Origin of the sequence: Desulfobacter hydrogenophilus (assembly GCF_004319545.1) — a bacterium.
GTDB lineage: Bacteria > Desulfobacterota > Desulfobacteria > Desulfobacterales > Desulfobacteraceae > Desulfobacter > Desulfobacter hydrogenophilus.
The window spans coordinates 3,336,508-3,355,301 of record NZ_CP036313.1; the positions used below are offsets into that span (position 1 = coordinate 3,336,508).

The 18,794-nt window shown below is 41.4% G+C and carries 17 protein-coding genes; all 17 read right to left on the reverse strand.

The window, feature by feature from the left end:
• Nucleotides 1-5: 5 nt before the first annotated feature.
• Nucleotides 6-809 carry a methionyl-tRNA formyltransferase gene (locus EYB58_RS14845; RefSeq protein ID WP_111957266.1) on the reverse strand — a complete coding sequence of 268 codons (804 nt, stop codon included), beginning with the start codon at nt 807-809 and terminating at the stop codon, nt 6-8.
• Nucleotides 806-1,723: a polysaccharide deacetylase family protein gene (locus EYB58_RS14850; protein WP_207309055.1), complete on the reverse strand. Its 918-nt coding sequence runs from the start codon at nt 1,721-1,723 to the stop codon at nt 806-808. The genes EYB58_RS14845 and EYB58_RS14850 overlap by 4 nt, the downstream gene beginning before the upstream one ends.
• A 72-nt stretch (nt 1,724-1,795) precedes the next feature.
• Nucleotides 1,796-2,863, reverse strand: a complete 1,068-nt coding sequence (locus EYB58_RS14855) for a DUF354 domain-containing protein (protein ID WP_111957268.1) — start codon at nt 2,861-2,863, stop codon at nt 1,796-1,798.
• Between the two features lie 15 nt (nt 2,864-2,878).
• On the reverse strand, nt 2,879-4,024 hold the full coding sequence (gene wecB / locus EYB58_RS14860) for a non-hydrolyzing UDP-N-acetylglucosamine 2-epimerase (protein ID WP_111957270.1): 1,146 nt from the start codon (nt 4,022-4,024) through the stop codon (nt 2,879-2,881).
• Complete coding sequence (locus tag EYB58_RS14865; protein WP_111957272.1) at nt 4,017-5,222, reverse strand: hypothetical protein; 1,206 nt, start codon at nt 5,220-5,222, stop codon at nt 4,017-4,019. The genes wecB and EYB58_RS14865 overlap by 8 nt, the downstream gene beginning before the upstream one ends.
• Nucleotides 5,215-6,177, reverse strand: a complete 963-nt coding sequence (locus EYB58_RS14870; protein ID WP_111957274.1) for a sulfotransferase family protein — start codon at nt 6,175-6,177, stop codon at nt 5,215-5,217. The genes EYB58_RS14865 and EYB58_RS14870 overlap by 8 nt, the downstream gene beginning before the upstream one ends.
• Before the next feature lie 11 nt (nt 6,178-6,188).
• On the reverse strand, nt 6,189-7,211 hold the full coding sequence (locus EYB58_RS14875) for a GNAT family N-acetyltransferase (protein WP_163354596.1): 1,023 nt from the start codon (nt 7,209-7,211) through the stop codon (nt 6,189-6,191).
• The gene (locus tag EYB58_RS14880) at nt 7,198-8,061 is read right to left on the reverse strand and encodes a polysaccharide deacetylase family protein (protein ID WP_111957278.1); all 864 of its coding nucleotides are present in this window, start codon (nt 8,059-8,061) and stop codon (nt 7,198-7,200) included. Before EYB58_RS14880 ends, EYB58_RS14875 begins: the two co-directional genes overlap by 14 nt.
• Entirely contained in the window at nt 8,054-9,154 is a 1,101-nt protein-coding gene (locus tag EYB58_RS14885) for a glycosyltransferase family 4 protein (protein WP_111957280.1), read from the reverse strand. Before EYB58_RS14885 ends, EYB58_RS14880 begins: the two co-directional genes overlap by 8 nt.
• Nucleotides 9,155-9,156: 2 nt before the next feature.
• Nucleotides 9,157-10,026: a sulfotransferase family protein gene (locus tag EYB58_RS14890; RefSeq protein WP_111957282.1), complete on the reverse strand. Its 870-nt coding sequence runs from the start codon at nt 10,024-10,026 to the stop codon at nt 9,157-9,159.
• Nucleotides 10,013-11,074 (reverse strand): polysaccharide deacetylase family protein, encoded by a 1,062-nt coding sequence (locus tag EYB58_RS14895; protein ID WP_131072078.1) that lies wholly within the window; start codon nt 11,072-11,074, stop codon nt 10,013-10,015. The genes EYB58_RS14890 and EYB58_RS14895 overlap by 14 nt, the downstream gene beginning before the upstream one ends.
• Before the next feature lie 13 nt (nt 11,075-11,087).
• A complete protein-coding gene (locus tag EYB58_RS14900; protein ID WP_131072079.1) occupies nt 11,088-11,840 on the reverse strand; it encodes a hypothetical protein in 753 nt (250 codons plus the stop codon).
• 631 nt (nt 11,841-12,471) lie between these two features.
• A complete protein-coding gene (locus EYB58_RS14905; protein WP_111957288.1) occupies nt 12,472-13,536 on the reverse strand; it encodes a glycosyltransferase in 1,065 nt (354 codons plus the stop codon).
• A 252-nt stretch (nt 13,537-13,788) separates the two neighbouring features.
• On the reverse strand, nt 13,789-14,730 hold the full coding sequence (locus EYB58_RS14910) for a glycosyltransferase family 2 protein (RefSeq protein ID WP_111957290.1): 942 nt from the start codon (nt 14,728-14,730) through the stop codon (nt 13,789-13,791).
• On the reverse strand, nt 14,720-16,252 hold the full coding sequence (locus EYB58_RS14915) for an O-antigen translocase (RefSeq protein WP_111957292.1): 1,533 nt from the start codon (nt 16,250-16,252) through the stop codon (nt 14,720-14,722). Before EYB58_RS14915 ends, EYB58_RS14910 begins: the two co-directional genes overlap by 11 nt.
• Nucleotides 16,253-16,291: 39 nt before the next feature.
• A complete protein-coding gene (locus EYB58_RS14920; protein WP_111957294.1) occupies nt 16,292-17,206 on the reverse strand; it encodes a hypothetical protein in 915 nt (304 codons plus the stop codon).
• Nucleotides 17,193-18,725, reverse strand: a complete 1,533-nt coding sequence (locus tag EYB58_RS14925) for a DegT/DnrJ/EryC1/StrS family aminotransferase (RefSeq protein ID WP_207309056.1) — start codon at nt 18,723-18,725, stop codon at nt 17,193-17,195. Before EYB58_RS14925 ends, EYB58_RS14920 begins: the two co-directional genes overlap by 14 nt.
• Nucleotides 18,726-18,794 lie beyond the last annotated feature (69 nt).

Here is an 18,794-nt window from a genome sequence, read left to right on the forward strand (position 1 = left end):
TCCTTTCACTCGGCAACTCCGTCGCCAGAAACCCGATCCCACAACCTGCGCATCCTATATTCCCACGCCTGGCCCAAAGTAGGCACAGTGTTATACGTTGCCAGGGAATCCGGATTCTCAATAAAATTTGTATCGCCTGCTTCAAGCTTATCCAAAGCCTCCAGCATCGCTTTCGGGGCCCAGTAATAATTTTTTTTCACCAGGGAATTGAAGGACTCTCTATGCGCCACGGGAAATTTTTTTTGAACCACAATTAAGCCGGAATCAATCCCCTGATCCACAAAATGAATTGAAACTCCGGTTTCCTTCTCTCCTTTGTAGAGTACCCAGAACGGTGTCAGCCGGCCTCTGTTTTTCGGCAACAATGCGTTATGCCGGTTGAGCATGCCCAAAGGCGCGATGGAAAGCAGTTCTTTTTTGATGATAAACTGACTTTGATTGATTATCACATCCGGGGCTTTTTGCTTTATCTGTGCCAGGTAATCCGGCGCATTGGGATTATCGGTATAATCTACCGGGATACCTTGACGGGCTGCGAAGTCCGCTAAAGATGAATTTTCTACGAACGGCATTTTTTTTCTGATTTTGTAATTAAAAGTCTGCAAGGCATAGCGTAAAAAGCCCGATACCCCCATTATCAGAAAAAGGCTGCACAGATAAACGATCTTTGATCTCTGGGACCCGATCTTGAGCCGATTTCCTTTGGCAATGGTTACCCCGACAATATCATTTTTCCGCGCCTTGATTATCTCTTTAATGAAATCCAAAGTATACACCGGATCTTCCATGGTAATAATATGTATTTTCACAGCAACTCCTGATTTTCACAATAGTCCCGTACAGGAATAAACGCATATCCCCTTGATTTATAAAACTTTATTTTTCGCTCATATAATGGCATTGCCCCGGGCCCCAGATTCTTTACTTTAAGCTTGGAGCGTATCACATCCTTGAGCAAATGCGTGACCGGATTTTTAGACCGTTTGCCGATTACTCTTTTCTGATCGGATTCATTTATAAATTCATTGGGATGAATATCAAAAACAACCGGCTTTCCCGTCAACAGGGTTTCCCCGTGAAAACCCCAGCGCTGCAATGAGGTAATCCCGGGAAAAATTCGCATGGTCGTGCCCACATAAGGCAGGAAAAAAGCAGAAAGCGGCACTTCCACCAAAGGGCTGTTTCCTTTTTTAAAAATAGATTCCAATGAAGTGCGATAGGCTGCCCGGGGAGCTAACAACCATTTGAGCTTTTTGAACCCGCCAAAGGAAAGAAAAAAATCAAACCGTTGTGATGCCACCGAACTGTCGATCCGATGGCCGGTTTCGACCAAGGCCCTTGCAGTATGTTCACCCACCCTAAGTGCAGGGGCGCGAAATGATATGACCTCCTGGCCGGAAATATCCTCAAGAAGCTTTTTGGTATATGCCAGATGCTGTTTTTGTTTCTCAAACGGCATCACATCAAAGCCGTTTTCCGGCAAATGTGACTTGCCATGGGACCCTACTTCATGTCCGTCTTTCAATACCATTTTCACCACTTCCGGAAATAGTCCTGCCATATAACCGGTAAAGAAAAAAGTGGTTTTGATATTGAACCGCCTGTAGATATCCAAAAGAAGGGGCATGCCTTCGTTGAGAACTTTCAAGCCGGTTTCATCCCGCAATGCGTTAAACCAGATGGATGTGGTTTCAACATCATTGGTTAAAAGGCAATAACGCATAAATCTTTTCGCTTTCCTGACCACTTCCATTTTTCCTTCATCTACGTCTTATTCAGTGCCTGTCTTTTAAAATCAGCCTAAACTATTGATACTCCTTGGATAGGTATCAATCAACTTTGTTATAAATGAGCTGACATCTATCTTATCCTTCAACATAATATCTCGGCGGGTTTGAAATATCGCGGAAAGATCGGACGATATACTCAGCAATTCATTGATTGTTTCAAGAAGTTTTTCTGATTCGCTTGTTTTAATTCCAAAAGTAAGGCAGTACTTATGTTCCAGTTCTTCCAATACGCTGATTCTTCCTGAAAAATCACTGAAACGGATCGAAGGTACCCCAAGCATTGCAGCTTCTACTGACATACTCTGACTATCGCTTATCAGTAAATTTGCTCTGGCAAGCACTTGGTGTATCTTGGTCGGATCAATTTTTAGTTTATATTTTTCAAAGTGTGTGGTTAACTGTCTTTCAGAAGAAATATATACTCTTCCTTTTATAGATAAAATTTCGATAATTTTTTTGGCCAATTCATCAGTAATTCCACCAATACCGATATCGTGATGAGCAGAAAGGTTGGAAAATCTAAGCAAAAAAAACTTCTCATCAAAATTCATTTCATTGATATTAAAATTATTTAGGTATTGAAATTTTGTTGGATGTAAATATGAAAGTTTTTGGTATCCTTGATATTTCACACCCTTTTTTTCCCATTTTCCCAAATTACATATCGCTGGTGATACAATATGATTGCAAAAAGGATATCCGATTTTTGCACTTAAGTGAGTAACATCAACATCATCTTCTGTAAAAATAATGCTTTTTGCACCTAAAAGTCTTCCTACGTGGGCTATCGCAACAGATGTACCAACAAACAATTCAATATTATGATCTTTTGCAATCTTATACAAATTGAATTCTTTTTTTAGCAGATTAAGTACCGTCCCAGAGATATTATTCGAGGCAATTGTTTTAATACAGTATGTCTTGACATTATATGGATCATTTTTAATAAGATCAGAAATCATATCTTTTTCAAAATAGATCAAAATAATATTATGTTTTTTGCAAAGTTGAGCAGCCGATTCTTTAAACAAATAATATTGAGAAGGATGGGCAATAAAAAACGCAATATTCATTCAATTTTTCCAGTTTTATGTATTCAATATGTCAACTATTTTTTCAGCACTATTTCCATTTCCATAGAGCATATCAGTGACAAAAAATTTATTTATCAATTGTTGAAACGCTTGGACAACGTGTTGTGTGTCAGAACCCGCCAGCACATTCACTCCGGCCTCCACCAGCTCGACCCATTCAGTCTCCTCCCGCACCGTCACACACGGCACACCATGAAAATACGCCTCTTTCTGAACCCCGCCGGAATCGGTGATGATCACCCGGGCGTTTTTTTCCAGCATGACCATGTCCAGGTAGCCCACTGGGTCGACAAACCGAACCGGCGAATTCTGCGGGTCATTGCATGCCCCCCCCATGTTTTCCAGGCACTTCCGGGTCCGGGGATGCAGGGGCAGCACCACCGGGATCTCTTTGGCGATCTGTTCCAAGGCCGCCATGATGGCGGCCAGCCGTTCCGGGTAGTCCGTGTTTTCGGCCCGGTGAATGGTGGCCAGGACAAATCCTTTGGGGGTCAGTCCCAGGGTTTGCATAATCCGGCTGTGTTTTTCGGCCTTGACTGCATAAAACAGGGCCGCGTCATACATAACATCCCCCACATTGCATATCTGCTGCACGGTGTCGGATGAAAGCCGGTGGGGAAACCCTTCTTTGGCAAGGTTGGCTTCCGCCGTCCGGGTGGGGCAGAACAGGATGGTACTCAACTGGTCCGTGAGGATGCGGTTGATCTCCTCGGGCATGGCCCGGTTATAGGATCGCAGTCCGGCCTCCACATGGGCCACCGGAATATGCAATTTGGCTGCGGCAAGGGCACCGGCCAGAGTGGAATCGGTGTCGCCGTAGACCAGAACCCAGTCCGGCGTTTCTTTCAACAACACATCTTCTATGGCCTCAATCATTCGTCCGGTGTTCCGGCCATGAGACCCTCCGCCGATTCCCAGGTTATAATCCGGCGCAGGAATTTCCAGCTCCCGGAAAAAAACCTCGGACATGTTGGCATCAAAGTGCTGGCCTGTGTGGATGATGGTTTCGTGGAGCAAGGGGCCGGAAACACTGCGAGGGATGGCGGCATTGTGAACGCTGATGGCCCGGGACACTGTGGCCGCCTTGATGAATTGGGGGCGAGCCCCAATAATGGTGGATATTTTGATTGTATCAGGCATATTGGGTATCTTTCTGAATTGAGGCAACTCTTTTCCGCTCCAGTTTGTCATTTATCAGAAGGCTGAACAGATACAGCGCATGGGCATTGCCCCACCTGGAGTAGGGTATCCTGATCTTAACACCGGGATAAGATCCATAAATAAACCCCAACCCGGGGTCATAGAGGTGTTCCAATGTCCAGTCAAAAATAAGGGCCGCCTTTTTTTCATATGCCGCATCAAGAAAAGCCCCGGCCATGTTTATATAAAAGGCATACAACTGGTTGTGAATATTGCAGGGATATTTTCCTGGATACCGATAATACAATGCTCCTGTGGGCAACAGCTGGATCTCATTCTGAAATGTAATCCCACGCATGATCGCCTTTTCCAATGGGATTTCCAGCAGACCGGTGCTGTGAATGTCCAGCAGGGCTTTAATGATATAGGCTTGATGGAAATCAATTTGTTCCTTGTGTCTGCCGTGTTTCAAATCAAGGGTGTATTTCCACTTCCCATCTTTTTCCTGGGTTTCTAAAATGGAAGACACCGCTGCCTGCACCTGATCAAGTCCTTGATCTTCGCCCAGGACAAGATTGATATGACATATCAGTGCGGCACCCTTGGCAGAGGCATTAATTGTAAACATCCACGGCAAGGTGACCGGTTTGTAGCGAAAAAAACTGACCCCGGAATATGTCTGAAAATAATTGCTTGTCAAATCCTCTCTGACAGACCGAAGTATTTTGGGGATGCGTGGATCAGTAGTTTGCTGATAACAGGCGCACAAAGCTCTGACAACCGCCGAGGTTCCGATGAGCCCGGGTACTTCCGGGTTGACCCCTCCGCCTTTCATATCAATAGAGATGCCCAGCCCGTTCCAGCAATGATGGCCGTAGGTTTTGAAAAGACTTCTGGAAATAAGCCACTCCACCTGCTCTCTGATAAATTTTTCAGGAACAACTGAGGCGGATTCGTGATAGAATGCGTCAACCATACAGGCCACCGCGTGGGGATATTTTCGTTTCGAAATTCCAAGGACTGTTCTGAGATTGATGGGACTGAATTTATTCAAATAGGTCGAAGCCATTCTGACTGGCTTCATCCGCCTGAAACCTGGAATTGTCAGACATGACCCATCATAGATATCATAGCTGTTAAACCCCTGCGCATACTCCAGAGCAAAGAGATGGTCATAAATTTCTTTCAGGTCAACCATATATCTGCCTTATTTTTTTTTCTATCATTATATCCACGTCATCTTTTTCAACCGGCGCGCCTTCAAATCTGATTTCAGGTGAAAGCGCGCCTCGTCGCTCCTGAACCGGGCCAAAGAGTTCCAGTCTCTTTTTCACCTCAGACACTACATCCGGCCAGGATCTGCAGATATCTTCATAATCCACCTTCAGAGATCGTTTCGGATCCAGTCCTTGTAAGGCGTGTTCAATCATGCGGTCCACACCATGAAGCTGGTGGACTACCTGGTCCACATAACCCAGGTCTTTTATTTGTTCATAGTTATCCGGTTTGATCGAATACCATTTGTCTACCGATCCCAGAAACCGTTTTCTGTGCCGGATAATGGAACCGGCTACAGGCAAAGGATCACGGACCACATGGACAAAAACACTGTCCGGGAAGAGTTTGGCCAGAGATGCCACCCGCTGACTGTTTGTCTGGTTCTTGAAAACAAGCGGTTTTTTCAACCGGTGCTGAATGTTTCTGATGGTATTTACCATGGAAGAAAAATCGATCCCGGACAGCATGTCATTCGTCAAAGAACACACATTTTTGGGATACCACTGATACCAAAATTTGCCGGATTCGTTTACACTAATCAATCCCCTGGTGCGGCCGCTGTCGCTGGTAAAATTATTGTGCGGCCTATTCCCATATACGCGGTCATGCAGCACCATTCCACTGAAAAGGGAATGATAAAACAGGTTGGAAAGATTGGAAAGATACCCGACATCAAGCAGATTGGTCAAAATTTGGTAAAATAACGTCGTGCCGGTCCTGGGTGCACCCACAATGAAAACGATGCCGGTGCGGGCGGTATCTAAACACAACAGGTCCTTGACGCTTACCCCCTGAAACAGGCGACCTGCGGGCATCAACGAATGGCTAAGCACCTTGAGAACAAGCCGTCTGGTTTTGGTATCGATTTTATTCATTTTCTTACAATTCAACCTCTTTTTCTTTTCCTCATCAAAATCTGCGCCCAGTCGATCAGCGTTCCTTTATTGTTTTTCCACTCACATGAGTAGAAAACCCGCAATTTGGGATTGTATTTTGACTTATGGTCACACAGATGTTTGGTATTGGCACCCATGAATTCATAATAACCTATACCCTGGTCAGAATATTTTTCAATTGCTGACCAGTGAAGCAGTTCATTGGCACCCTGGTGGTTACGATAGGGGTGGACACCCCCGATCCAGTGGTGGACCTGTTTTTTATATTTGATCAGGATATTTCCGGTTACAAACCCCTCTTCATCCAATACACTGGTTGTTTCAATAAAAGTTCCGGCGTTTGATTTCAAAAGGCGATGCAGCAATTCCCGATCCAAGGCAAATGACAGGCCCTGCCGTTCGTATCTCTCGGTTACGGCATCTATTACTGTCGGGGCCATTGTATTATCGGCATGTTTATAGATCAAATTGTTTTTCCGGGCCTTACGAATTCCTGTTCTGATTCTACCGTCAAATTTTTCAAAGGCCTTTGCATTGTCAGTTATATCCAAAAAATACGTATATGCGGGGCTGCACTGATACCCCAGCCACTTGAACGGACGGATATCGTCAAACCCAGAAACGCAAATCAGTCGGATAAAATCCGCATGCAGTTGATCCCTCAGAAAAACATGAACAGCCTCAATGATCTTCTGACTCTGTTTTTCAATATTGTATTGTTTGTCAGATGAAAAGACCGGCAAAAGGCCCATCCAGGGCGTTGAAACCTTTGGGGGCGGGGACATGCAAAGCGTGATGCCGGCATATTTTTTAATAAATACCGGCATAATGCCGCAGACATCTCCACCGTCTGTTCTTATGATCAGTGGTTTAAACGCAAAACCTGTTTTCCACTGGACAATTTCCAACCAGTTGTAGAGATGAAAAAAGCTGCCAAGCGGGTGATTCAGAACAAATTGATCCCACTGTTCCCTGAATTCTCTGTTTTCACATGTGATTTCAAGCTTTGCCATTCTTTGACCTGATTCCTTCCGATCGAACGTTAACATCCCTGCACAGACGGAAGAGGGCCTTTCTTCGGCCACACTCCTTTAAGATCTCTTCATACACCCACCGGTAGCCGGGAAATTCCTTTTCATTGAGCATGTGCTGGTGCCAGAGAATGGTGTAATACAGGCCGTTTTCCTGGGAATGATCCATCCATTCCACAGCCCGTTTCAGGGCTTTCTGCTTATCATGTCCGACTTCGTTGAAAAGGCAGCACTCCATTATGGTCAACGGAATAACCGCCATGCGGGAAGTTTCATCAATAAAGGGAGCCATGCGCCCATCCTTGTAACCGCTGATGTCTGTGCGACCAAGACTTGCGTCATAACTGAATCCGGCTTTTTTCTGACATATCCAGGTATCCGGTTCATCCAGGTTCAGGTAATGCTGTCGGATGCCAGAAACTTTGTTATCCAGCACGTCCTCCAACATCTTTTTCTCCATTTCAAGGAGCGTCTCATCCCGGTATGACCGATAGCTGCCGTGCAAGCCGATTTCCCATCCGCCGGCATCCAACCGGCGGACCAGCCGACCGATCTCCGGTTCCCTTAGCGAATACCGGCCCAGGGACAGTTTCCAGGTGCCGGGACTTAGTAATTTGAAAGGGATGGTTTCATGCAGGAAAAAAATAGTGGACTTGGCTCCATACCGGGATTCCAGTTCAGCCATATCGTCAAATGTCCAGTACGGCCTTTCTCCTGACAACAGCGGTACCAAGTTGTGCCACCGGCCCATTTTCAAATCTTTGGTGATATACTGATGGGTCTTACGAACCCGGTCGATGTCATGGGTCAGGCAGACGTTAAGATCACTCATTTTGCTCCTGAATCACGGATTCAACGACCCCCTTGAACCACCCGGCCACTTTACCCGCGTAAAAATGTTCTTTGGCATAATTATAGTTGTATTCAGACATCTGGTGCATCAGTTCCGGACGGTCCAGCAGAAATTGGATCTTTTCGGCAATGTGCTCCGGTTTCTGGTTGTCCAGGAACAATCCCATGCGGCCGTCTTCGAAAAAATCAGGTACCCCGCCTACACGCGTGGTTATCACCGGCAAACCAAAGGCCATGGCTTCCAGGACAGAGGTGGGCATTCCTTCATGCGCAGACGGGAACACATAGATGTGGGCATTTTTAAACGCCGCCGTCTTTTGCTCCTCCCTGACATACCCGGGAAACTGGATGTTCAGGTTCCGGGCGGTGGCCTGGTCTTTCAATTCATCAAGCATGGGGCCTTCCCCAGCTATGACGCATTCCAGATGTTCCTGATCGTCCTGCCCGTGCAAGAACTCATACGCCTGAAGTACTTCCTTAACTCCTTTGGCCCTGGAGATGTTGCCAAGATACAGAATAGTCGGATTTTCGTTTTCAGACCGACTCAGGGACAGGCTCTGGAAATCCTCTCCTGTCAGCAACTGCTCATTAACAATTGTAGTTCCAAGGCTTACCGGACCGGTATAGCCCCACTGCCGCAATTTTTTCTTGAATTCGGAAGACAGGACAATAATGTGATCGGCTGTAAGAAAGGTCCGGGTCAACCACGCCTTCAACCAAGCTGATTTTTCGATTTTTTGTTCAAAGACTGGGTTCCAGCCACGAAAAAACACCACCCTGCGCACCTGATTCGGTGTGAGCAGAAAATATAGCCCGTCCCGGAAAAATCCACCTGGGCCCAGAGAAGAGTTGATCACTATCGACCGGGTGTCACGACTCACTTCTCTGCGGAACATAGCATAACCTTTGCACATGCGCCATGGGATCGACAGGCGGGATTCATCTTTGCGCGCATTGCCGCGGTAGACATATTCGTATTCCGGGCTTAAATAATTTTGCAATGTTTTGTAAAAGTTTGCGACCCCGCCGATCCGGTGTTTATTGGGTATGAGAATATATATTTTATTATTCATAATTATTCATAATCCATCGTATTTCGATAATTTTTTGTAAAGTACTCGATCAAAATCTTTTCATATCTTCTGAGGACAGTAACCCACCTGTTCAATCGGCTCATCGGATCCGAAGTGATCCCATAACCTGAATCTTTTCCTGTAGCAGAGCACATGTCTATTCTCAAATTGATTTCCGCAAAATCGCATAATTTTTTGAGCGTACGATTTCGGCTGATAACCAGATTTTCATATCTAATAACACATATATCTTTTTTATGGACTGTAACTGCTTTTGCAAAAGATCTGAATTCAATTATGAAATAAAGAACAGTTACAAGCCGCATCACTTCATATTTAAATTTGCCCTTATTTTTTAGTCTATTGTTGCTAGGACTGATGAGCTTTGAAGCGATGATGGCCCTTGGGTCCCTGACAAGAAATATATTTTTAGCATCAGGATATACCTTTTTTAAATTATGAAAAAATGTATGGTGTGCAGGGTATTTTATCCCGACTCTTTTCTTACCCGAATCCTCAATTACCTGGATCAATATGGAATTAAAAGCATCCCAGACAGTTATTTTATTTTGATTGGGCAAATGCTTTTTACAGGAATGAAAACTGCCATATTTTTTTTTATAATAATCCCAGAATGCCCCTCGGATTTTGTTTTCTGATATGATGGTTAAAAATCTATCAACATTTGCCGGTTTATTATTGCAATATTTTTGATAATATTTTTTGAAGGTGTTGAAAAAATGAGGATGTTCAAAGTGAACCTCATCTTCCAGCATTTTTAATTCATCACTGGCGTCAAGTATATTTTTCAGGTACGTTGACCCGCTTCTATGCAGGCAAAACACAAAGACCGGTCTATCAATTTTTGACATAATACTTCCTGATATAATCTCTTGTTCTACTAAAATTAATTTCTTTATCTTGTGATAAACAGCACAGAAGCTGGTCGAAATTATCAAAATCCAGAAAACTTTTGGAATGGGTTAAAAATATCAAGTGTCGGTTTTTTTCACCCGGTTGATTCTGTCTCTGCACCACCCTTACAAAATTGACCAGATGCCGGTAATGCATATACCCGAAACTGCCATAGTAATCCTTGTACTTCTCCGATACCACAACTTTGGGTGAATATTGACCGCCGCCTCTTTGAATCTTTCTTTTTTTGAAAATTCGGTAATAATGCAAAGGAGAAAAGCTTTTGGAAAGTAGGTACACCGGATGGGGCAGCCTGGACGTTTCCGTGTAAACCGGCAATTCCCAAATGCCAGATCCCCGTTTTTCCAGCGCAAAATTGTCAGGATTAACCTCCCAAGGGTCAAACCGACTGAACGCGTCGCGAAAATCTATGGAACCACCATCGGCAAACCGTTTATACCGGCCTTTCATGACGGAAACATCGCAAACAATGCCGTGCTTTTTCAAAATATTGTACAAACCAGTGGATGGCTGGCACATCCACCCTCCGGCCCTGAAGGAGAGCAGTTCATATTCCGAATCAACCTTTTGTAAAAGATCCCGCAGGTAGGCAGCCCCCCTGCCGATCCATTCATCAAGCAAGGCTTCGTCCACCTTGGCCGTATTCCATTTTGAAACATCCAGTTTCCACCGGCCGTTTTTTAATTTTGCACCGATCCACTGAGGATGAAAATGAAGCTGGACGTCATGACCTCTGGCAACCGCATTTTGCAACACCTTTTCCCATGTATCAGCATACTTTGTCCATTTCCGGCCAGGCGCATTGAGCATGTTCAATTGCTGTCCGATTTCCGCAAAAAACGTGTATTTTGCCTGGTATTTATCACAGATATCCAGGATTCGTCTGGCAGGGTCAAACATAAGAGAAACTGGGTCACCTGTCCCGTCGCCGTAAATTTCCCAGTCGTCATGGAGCATTAGATGGAGCATTATATTACCAGGCATTAAAAATTTATCTTTAAATCGGAACCCTGACTCGCCAGTTCCATGCGATTACTATAAAAAACGCAACAACTGCGTAGATATTAAACAGCCACCGAATGCGATACTTTTGTCTTACCAGGCTTTTTAAATCATATTTATCCAGAAACCAGAATGCAACAATATAAAAAACAAAAAAATGGCTTAGCGATTTTCTTAATTCCAGTCCTTCAATAATCGATACAAGAGCCGACATTTCAATCAAAGCGTAAAAAATCAATGAATAAAGGATGTTCACTCTGTTTTTGAAACAATAAAACACCCCCATCCAGAAAAAAAACCCCAGCAGTACCCTGAACAGCAGTCCTGCTGAAAAAAACGATATTGTAGCACTGATATCCGGTGACAAGGTCGGCAGCGGGCCGATCAATTGAGCAAGTATGTTCACCATATAGGTAAAGACAACACCCCCTTTGACCATTGATTCTTTGGTTTCCAGAACATATGCTATATCCCCGCCTTTTAGTATTTTATTATAATAAAAATTAAATTCAGAATAAAGGGCCACAAAAATGGAAAAGAATATTATGACTGAGAGGGCACCAGCTAATCCTTTTTTCCGTTCAAGCAATAAACCGGTAAAGACGCCGGCAAGACACAGGAAAATCAGAAAAGGACGGAACAGCAGCAGTCCCATCAAAAATAGCACGGCATAAATCGCGTGCTGTATCATCCGGTTCTTCCGGTAAAGTACATACTGATCAAAGAACAGGACGATCAGCATGCACATGAAACTTTCCTTCAGAGAAGACGAATGGAAAAAAAGCATAAATGAAGACAGGGAATAAGCCAATGTGCATGTAAACGCATACCGTTTTGACATCACATTCAAACTGATGCGATAGATCGCTTTGGCCATGATCAAGCCACAGCCGATATAAAAAATATTTAGTAAAAGCTTTGATTCCATTATTCGGTAAATCGTACTCTGCACCAAAACCGCACCCAAATCAGACAAATCATAAAATCCAAGAAAATAATAAATCCCGTTTTCAAAAGACTTTGAAGCCATGCTCAGTGACATGTGATAATAGAAAACTGCATCTTTCGTAAAGAACATAAACAGATTATTGTTATACAGATACGAAATGTAATTATTTACTCCAACAATAATGAAAGAAACTGAAAATATAACCAGGTACAGGTTTATTTCTGTGTAGAATCTCTCTTTTTGGGAGTAGAAAAAAAGCAACACCAATGCATACAAGACAAAAGATGCGGCATGATAGATGTACAAAGGCAGATAGGTTTCCGATACGGTAACCGTTAGGATCAGAAACAAAAGACCCGCAAAAAGGAAATATGTTTTATTGAGTTTTAAAAACATTGGTAGGAGACCATAGTTAAAGCTTTTCACGAAGCTATATAATTTTTTTTATAACCCTGAGCAGTATATTATTTACGATTTTATCCCATTGGGCGTTTATCACGGTTGAACGTATCATATCAGAATGGTAACGATTTCGATTTTTGTATAGTTTTTCCAAGGAACGTGCAAAATTTTCAGCAGAATCAGCGCACAATATGCCGTTTTCAGGGACGATAATTTTTTTATTTTCCGAAGTACCTGTAGCGATGCATGCCATACCTGATAATAAATATTCAAAGGTCTTAGTTGGCGGCTGGTTGTCATAAAAAAAAGTAATTGGAACATAGGATACGCCAACATTGCATTTATCAAAATACTCAACAATTTCCTCGTGTCTTTTGTAGCCATGGAAAAATACTTTTTTTCTTAAATTACATTCTTCAATAGTATTTTTTAAACGACATTCTTCAAATTCTTTACCCTTTCCAAAAATATGATATTCAAAGGTCTCCACATTGTGTTCTTTAGAAAGAAAGAGTTTGACCCCCTTTACTGTTTTATCAACATCTCTATTATCCAACGTGCCAATATACATAAGTTTTAATTCGTCAAATTGTTTGTTTTTTTTTGAAATGATTTCAGCACCTAACGGCACTACACAATAATTTTTCAAATGGAGTTTTTGAGCAAGTCCTTCTGAAATAATGGTGATATTGCTAAAGAATTTAGTATTTAGCCTGATTAACAGGTTATGATATAGCCTTTTAATTTGATTCAAAGATATGGCACTGGATCTTAAATCAAGTATAAATTTTTTTTTTGGAAAGAGTAGTTTAAGAAAAAAACAATAGTCAAAACTTTTTATAATTATCAAGTCAACTTTGTTTGTTTGTAGAAATCGAATCAACTTATAATAAAACAATAGCGCCCGTCCCAAATAGGAAGTGTTAGCGCATATATACACTGATTTAATTTTCTCCTCATGTATTTTTTTTTTGCTGTTATCAAATGAAAAATAAGTAATGTCATAAAGATTTTTTAAATAACAAGCATATTTATAATAATCGGTTTGATAACCGAATTGATTTTTTGTGACAAGCAAAATTTTTTGTGACATTTATTTAAATCCGAGATTCAACAAATTATTACTGACTCCTGACATGTTTTTCAAAAACGACCATAAGTATTTAATTTTATTGATATAAAAAATGGACATTCAGATTCATCCAAAACCCTTGATAATCAAGGAAGTGTCATTTTAAACTGAATGTAGTACCTCGCGTAACCATCTGTTTATAAATACAATATTTGAATTTCCATCATGTCCATTTTATCAAAGTGTGTCAGTCGTCAGTATTATGAATTATTGTTAGAGTTTTAAAGATCTAATCTTTTTTGCAACCCTAAACATCAAGTCAAACAAGTTACCGTTTCTATTAAATCCGATTACGTTTAAACAAATAATAATTATTAACCCTGCATTGTTGAAAAACAACTTATGGGACTTAATTTTGCCTTTTTTGTACAGTGAATTGAACAACAACAGTTCTTTGGCAAAATCAATATTCATATGCGGCTTATTCCGTTTTTGTATAGAACTTGCTGAAACTCTGTATTTAATAGTTGTTTCATTTAAAAAATGAATTTTATTTCCTTCTTTTGTCAGTCTCAAAAATAAAGGTACATCTTCCAACAAACGTAATCTTTCATCAAAACACTTTACGAAATACAGGGTCTTTCTATTTAAGAACAAAGTCGGGGCTAAAAGCCCCCCAGTTCTGTTCAAAAGAAAATGATATTGTTCTTGAGAAGAGCATTTTTTACTGAAAACAAACGCATCACCACAATCAGATACTCCTGTTCTTGAATTATTTTTAAAATTGTCTTTATAGTATTCTACATTTGAGTGTATTACGTTCACCGATTTATTGCTATTTGCAAATTGCATATTAGTCAATATACAATTTTTTTTCAACGCATCATCCCCTGCGATCAACTTGACCCATTCCCCTTGGGAAGCTTTTACACCTCGGTTGCAATTCGCGGGAATCCCAGTATTCTCTTCAACAGTGATCAATCGAGTTTTCACAAATCTTTCCTGGTTTTTCTTCAACCATTTTCGGCAGATAGGTACTGTATCATCTTTGGAGCCATCATCACTGATGATTAGTTCAATATTCTTGTAAGGTTGAATTTTTGCGCTTTCAAGTGTTTCAAGAACATATTTTGCTGAATTGTATGTAATGACAATGATTGAAACGAGCGGATTATAATTCAATTCTTTTCTCACAAAATCTTTTTTAGCTATCATTATCTTTGGACCTAATTGTGATAATTTTTTTCAATATTGGAATTTTTGCAAACTTCCGACAGATCCGATGCTCTTCACCAAGCCGTACGAGCAACTGCCGCAGACAATAAATTCCAACGATAACCGACAATAGACTCCCTGTCACCATGCTCCACAAGTCAGGAAGTATCAAAGCCGAAACAAAAGCAACGAATATTATAAAAAGCTGCGTCAAAATCAAACGTTTAGCCGCCGCACTCCAGGTAAAGTTGATCAAATAACCGGCAATAAGCCGGATACCCAAAACATGAAATACATACATTGAAAAAAAAGCAACAGCTGCGCCCAACAGTCCCCAATAATACAAGCCGGTAATAACTAAAATAATATGAAGGAAATTAAAAAAAACTTGAGAAAGGATAAACCAGTATTTTTTCCCCATAGCCATCTGTACAAACCCCATGGGCCAACTGATCACTCTCAAAAAACATCCCATTACAAACCACCTTAACAACCCTACAGCCGGATAAAATTCTGCTGAATAAAGAAGATAAATGCCAAGAGGGGCAAGTGCGAGTGTTGCGACCAGGGCTGGGGTGGCAAGCAAAAGACCAACCTCGGTTTGTTCATTGACCAGACGGGTCATTTCCCTGGGATCATGAGATAGTTCCGCCAGACGCGGGAAAAAGTCCGCTCCCATGGCAGCTAAAACGAAATTGAGGACATATCCTGATATGGCAAAAGCTGCCTGGTATATCCCCAGGTTGTCTATCCCAAAATCGCGGGTAATTAAAACGCGTATTGCATATGTGGTAGCGGTTGTAGCCACCCCTGAGATCATGAACGCAAAACCTAATCCGACCAAACTTTTGGCCCCGGAAAAGGTCTCCAACCAAGAGATGGGAAGTGACTGCAGAAACACTTTTCTCGAATACCACCAGGCAACGCCAAGTTGAAAAATGGCAATGGCCAGTAAAGCAGGGACTATACCTGAAATCCCTAAGGTTGCATATAAACCGATACTTATCAAAGTTCCGGCCATGGAACTGAAAATCTGGACCCGAACCAGATCTGAGATACGTCGCAATCCTTGGATCACCGCCATCCGACCCTGGGCAACAATAGTTATAAGGATCATCAGGGATAGGCATGCGATGCTCAACGCATAATCGGTGTGACCGAATGTCAGCCTGCTGACAGGAAAGGCCAGCGCTGCCAGACCAACCGCCCCCACCAAACCGGTCATCCAACACATCCGGCGCAAAATGGTTACCGTCCGTGTAATCTCATTTTGGTCTCCTGATCCTGCAGCAACAGCCACATTCCTAACGCCGCTCTGGTTGATACCCAGTCCTGAAAGCTGGATGCCCAACTGGGTTATTGATCGATAGGCTCCGATAAGTCCAACGCCAGTCGGTCCAATAAAGACAGCTGCGAACTTGGTTGATAAAATCCCGAAAATCAACCGGATGAGTTGAGATCCACCGACCAATGAGGATGATTTTAATATTTGGGAATAGGATTTTGAATTATGTGAACTCATAAACTCATATCGTCTTGGGTACAACTTGTTAATACTCGACTATATATTTGTAATATGTGGTGCGTTATTTTTGTTGTGTTGAGATTTAATTTTTTCGTATTCCTGATTAAACTCAGAATAATCAAAAGCATCAAAATTAACTGTTAGAGGCTTTGGTTTTAACTTTAAGTTGGGAATAATATATAGAGCTCTTTGTTTATAGCCTTTTCCAGTTATTTTTTTTGCTATTTTAATTCTATTTATGAAATTTAAATGTTGAGAAATTTTATTTTTTATTGAAGTTGGCTTTGCATAATGGATGCTATTGTTTCGAATTGAAGTGTTCTGCTTCGTTAATTGAATTTTGGTCTTGACGCTAATTAGTTCTTCTTGATCAATAAACTCATTTAAATCATATTTACCATCAGTTAAATCAGTAAAATGTAAAATTTTAACATGGCGGAATTTTGTAATTAAAAAATTGTATAGATATTTATAACGATATATATCGCAATAATTGCTATTTAAAAAACAATTATAATTCTTTTTATATATATAATCTAAATTTTCATATAATTCACAATAATATGAAATTATTGCTTTCTGGGGTTCTCTTAAGGTGAGTACAATATAAGGATTAAAATCAGAAAAATATTCAGCCAATCGGTTAATTCGTTCTTCCCAAGAGAGCTTAGGCGATTCCACAAGAAAGCTCTCTTCGGATAGAAACACTACATTATTATTTTCAAAGTATGAGATTAATTTTTCATGAATATATTTTTTATTGTTATTTCTGCCACTTAGAATATCTTTGTATATTAAAGAACAGATAGACCCATTTTGTTTTGCTCTAGGCTGTTGGATACCACCATATACAAAATTAGGTATATTAAGGTTTTGCAAATAACATTGAAGAGATGTCGTTGCCGTTTTGGGTGGGCCAATATGAATGAATAGTTTTTTATGAGGATTCATAATTATTTAAAGTATCTATTATTTTTTTTCTTTCATTGTTTGAAATAAGTGCGCCGATTGGGAGACTCAACAAATTATGACACAGCCTGTTAGTTGAACAAAAACTTTTTAAAATACTATTGGTATAGGCTTTTTGTTTGTGGGGTGGTATGGGATAATGAATAAACGTTTGAATTCCCTTTTCTTTCAAAAACCTTTGCAGTACATCCCTGTTCTCACATTGCACCACAAACAGATGAAAAACATGTTGATTCTCGCTTTCCCATTCCGGCAACACAATTTTTTCATTGCAAATTCCATTAAGATAGGCTTTGGCAATTTTGCGCCGTCCTTCTATCTCACGACCCAAATTTTTTAGCTTTACTTTTAAAAAAGCCGCCTGAATTTCATCCAATCGGCTGTTGACGCCTTGATAAAGGTTTTCATATTTTTTATGACTACCATAGTTTGCCAATGTTCGAATGGTCTGTGCCAGTTCTTCATCATTGGTGGTGACCGCCCCGGCATCTCCCAATGCCCCAAGGTTTTTTCCCGGATAGAAACTGAATCCGGCCGCATCTCCCCAGTTCCCTGCTTTTCGTCCATTTATTGACGCACCATGGGCCTGGGCCGCATCTTCCAGCACCAGTAGATCATGCCGGTCAGCAATGTCTATAATCTGCGGCATCTCAGCCAAGCGTCCGTAAAGATGTACAGGTAAAATTGCCTTTGTGCGGGGAGTAATGGCTTTTTCCGTCAGTTCAGGTGACAGATTGTAAGTACTGAGATCCGGTTCCACCAGCACCGGCGTCAGTCGGTTTTCCGTAATGGCTAATATCGTTGCAATATAGGTGTTCGATGGAACGATGACTTCATCTCCATCTTTTAATTTGCCCATCTCTTTCCAGGCACGCAGGGTGAGGGTGAGGGCATCCAAGCCATTTCCTACCCCAATACAGTGTTGAGTACCGCAATATTCGGAAAATTCTTCTTCAAATGCACGGACTTCGTTGCCCTGGATATACCACCCACTGTTGACGACGCGATCAAATGCCTGCTCAAAGCCATTGAAATATTGCTTATTGATGGCTTTGAGATCCAAAAATGGAATGACCTGTGGAGAAATTTCGTTTGACCCTGCTCTTTTGTCCGTCTGTTCATCATTATTTGAAGGCTGATCAGTAGTAGATGAAATGACCTCATTATAAAAGAGATCCGGATGAAAGGTCATATCCGGATAGGTTTCAATCATGTCTTGATCCCGCGTCAAAACTTGCCCATCAATGGCCTTTGCGGATGCTATTACTTGAGAATCTTCGATATCTCGATAATCGATTTCAATATATGAGGGAGTTTTGGCAATTTTGACGGTGGAGAGAAGATCTTTAATCGCCAATTCAATAAGCACTTTGATCTGTTTTGAGGTCATCTTATGAGAAAGGGTCGATTTGAACTCATAACGGAGAATAAAGGCAATATTGTCCAGTGAAGAAGAACTGATGTAAATATCTGACTGTTGTTTTTTCAGATAATCAACCACGCATTTTGAATTAGGGTATCGCTTGCACCGCTCATCTGAAAGCAAATCAATAACAATATTATTGTCTAA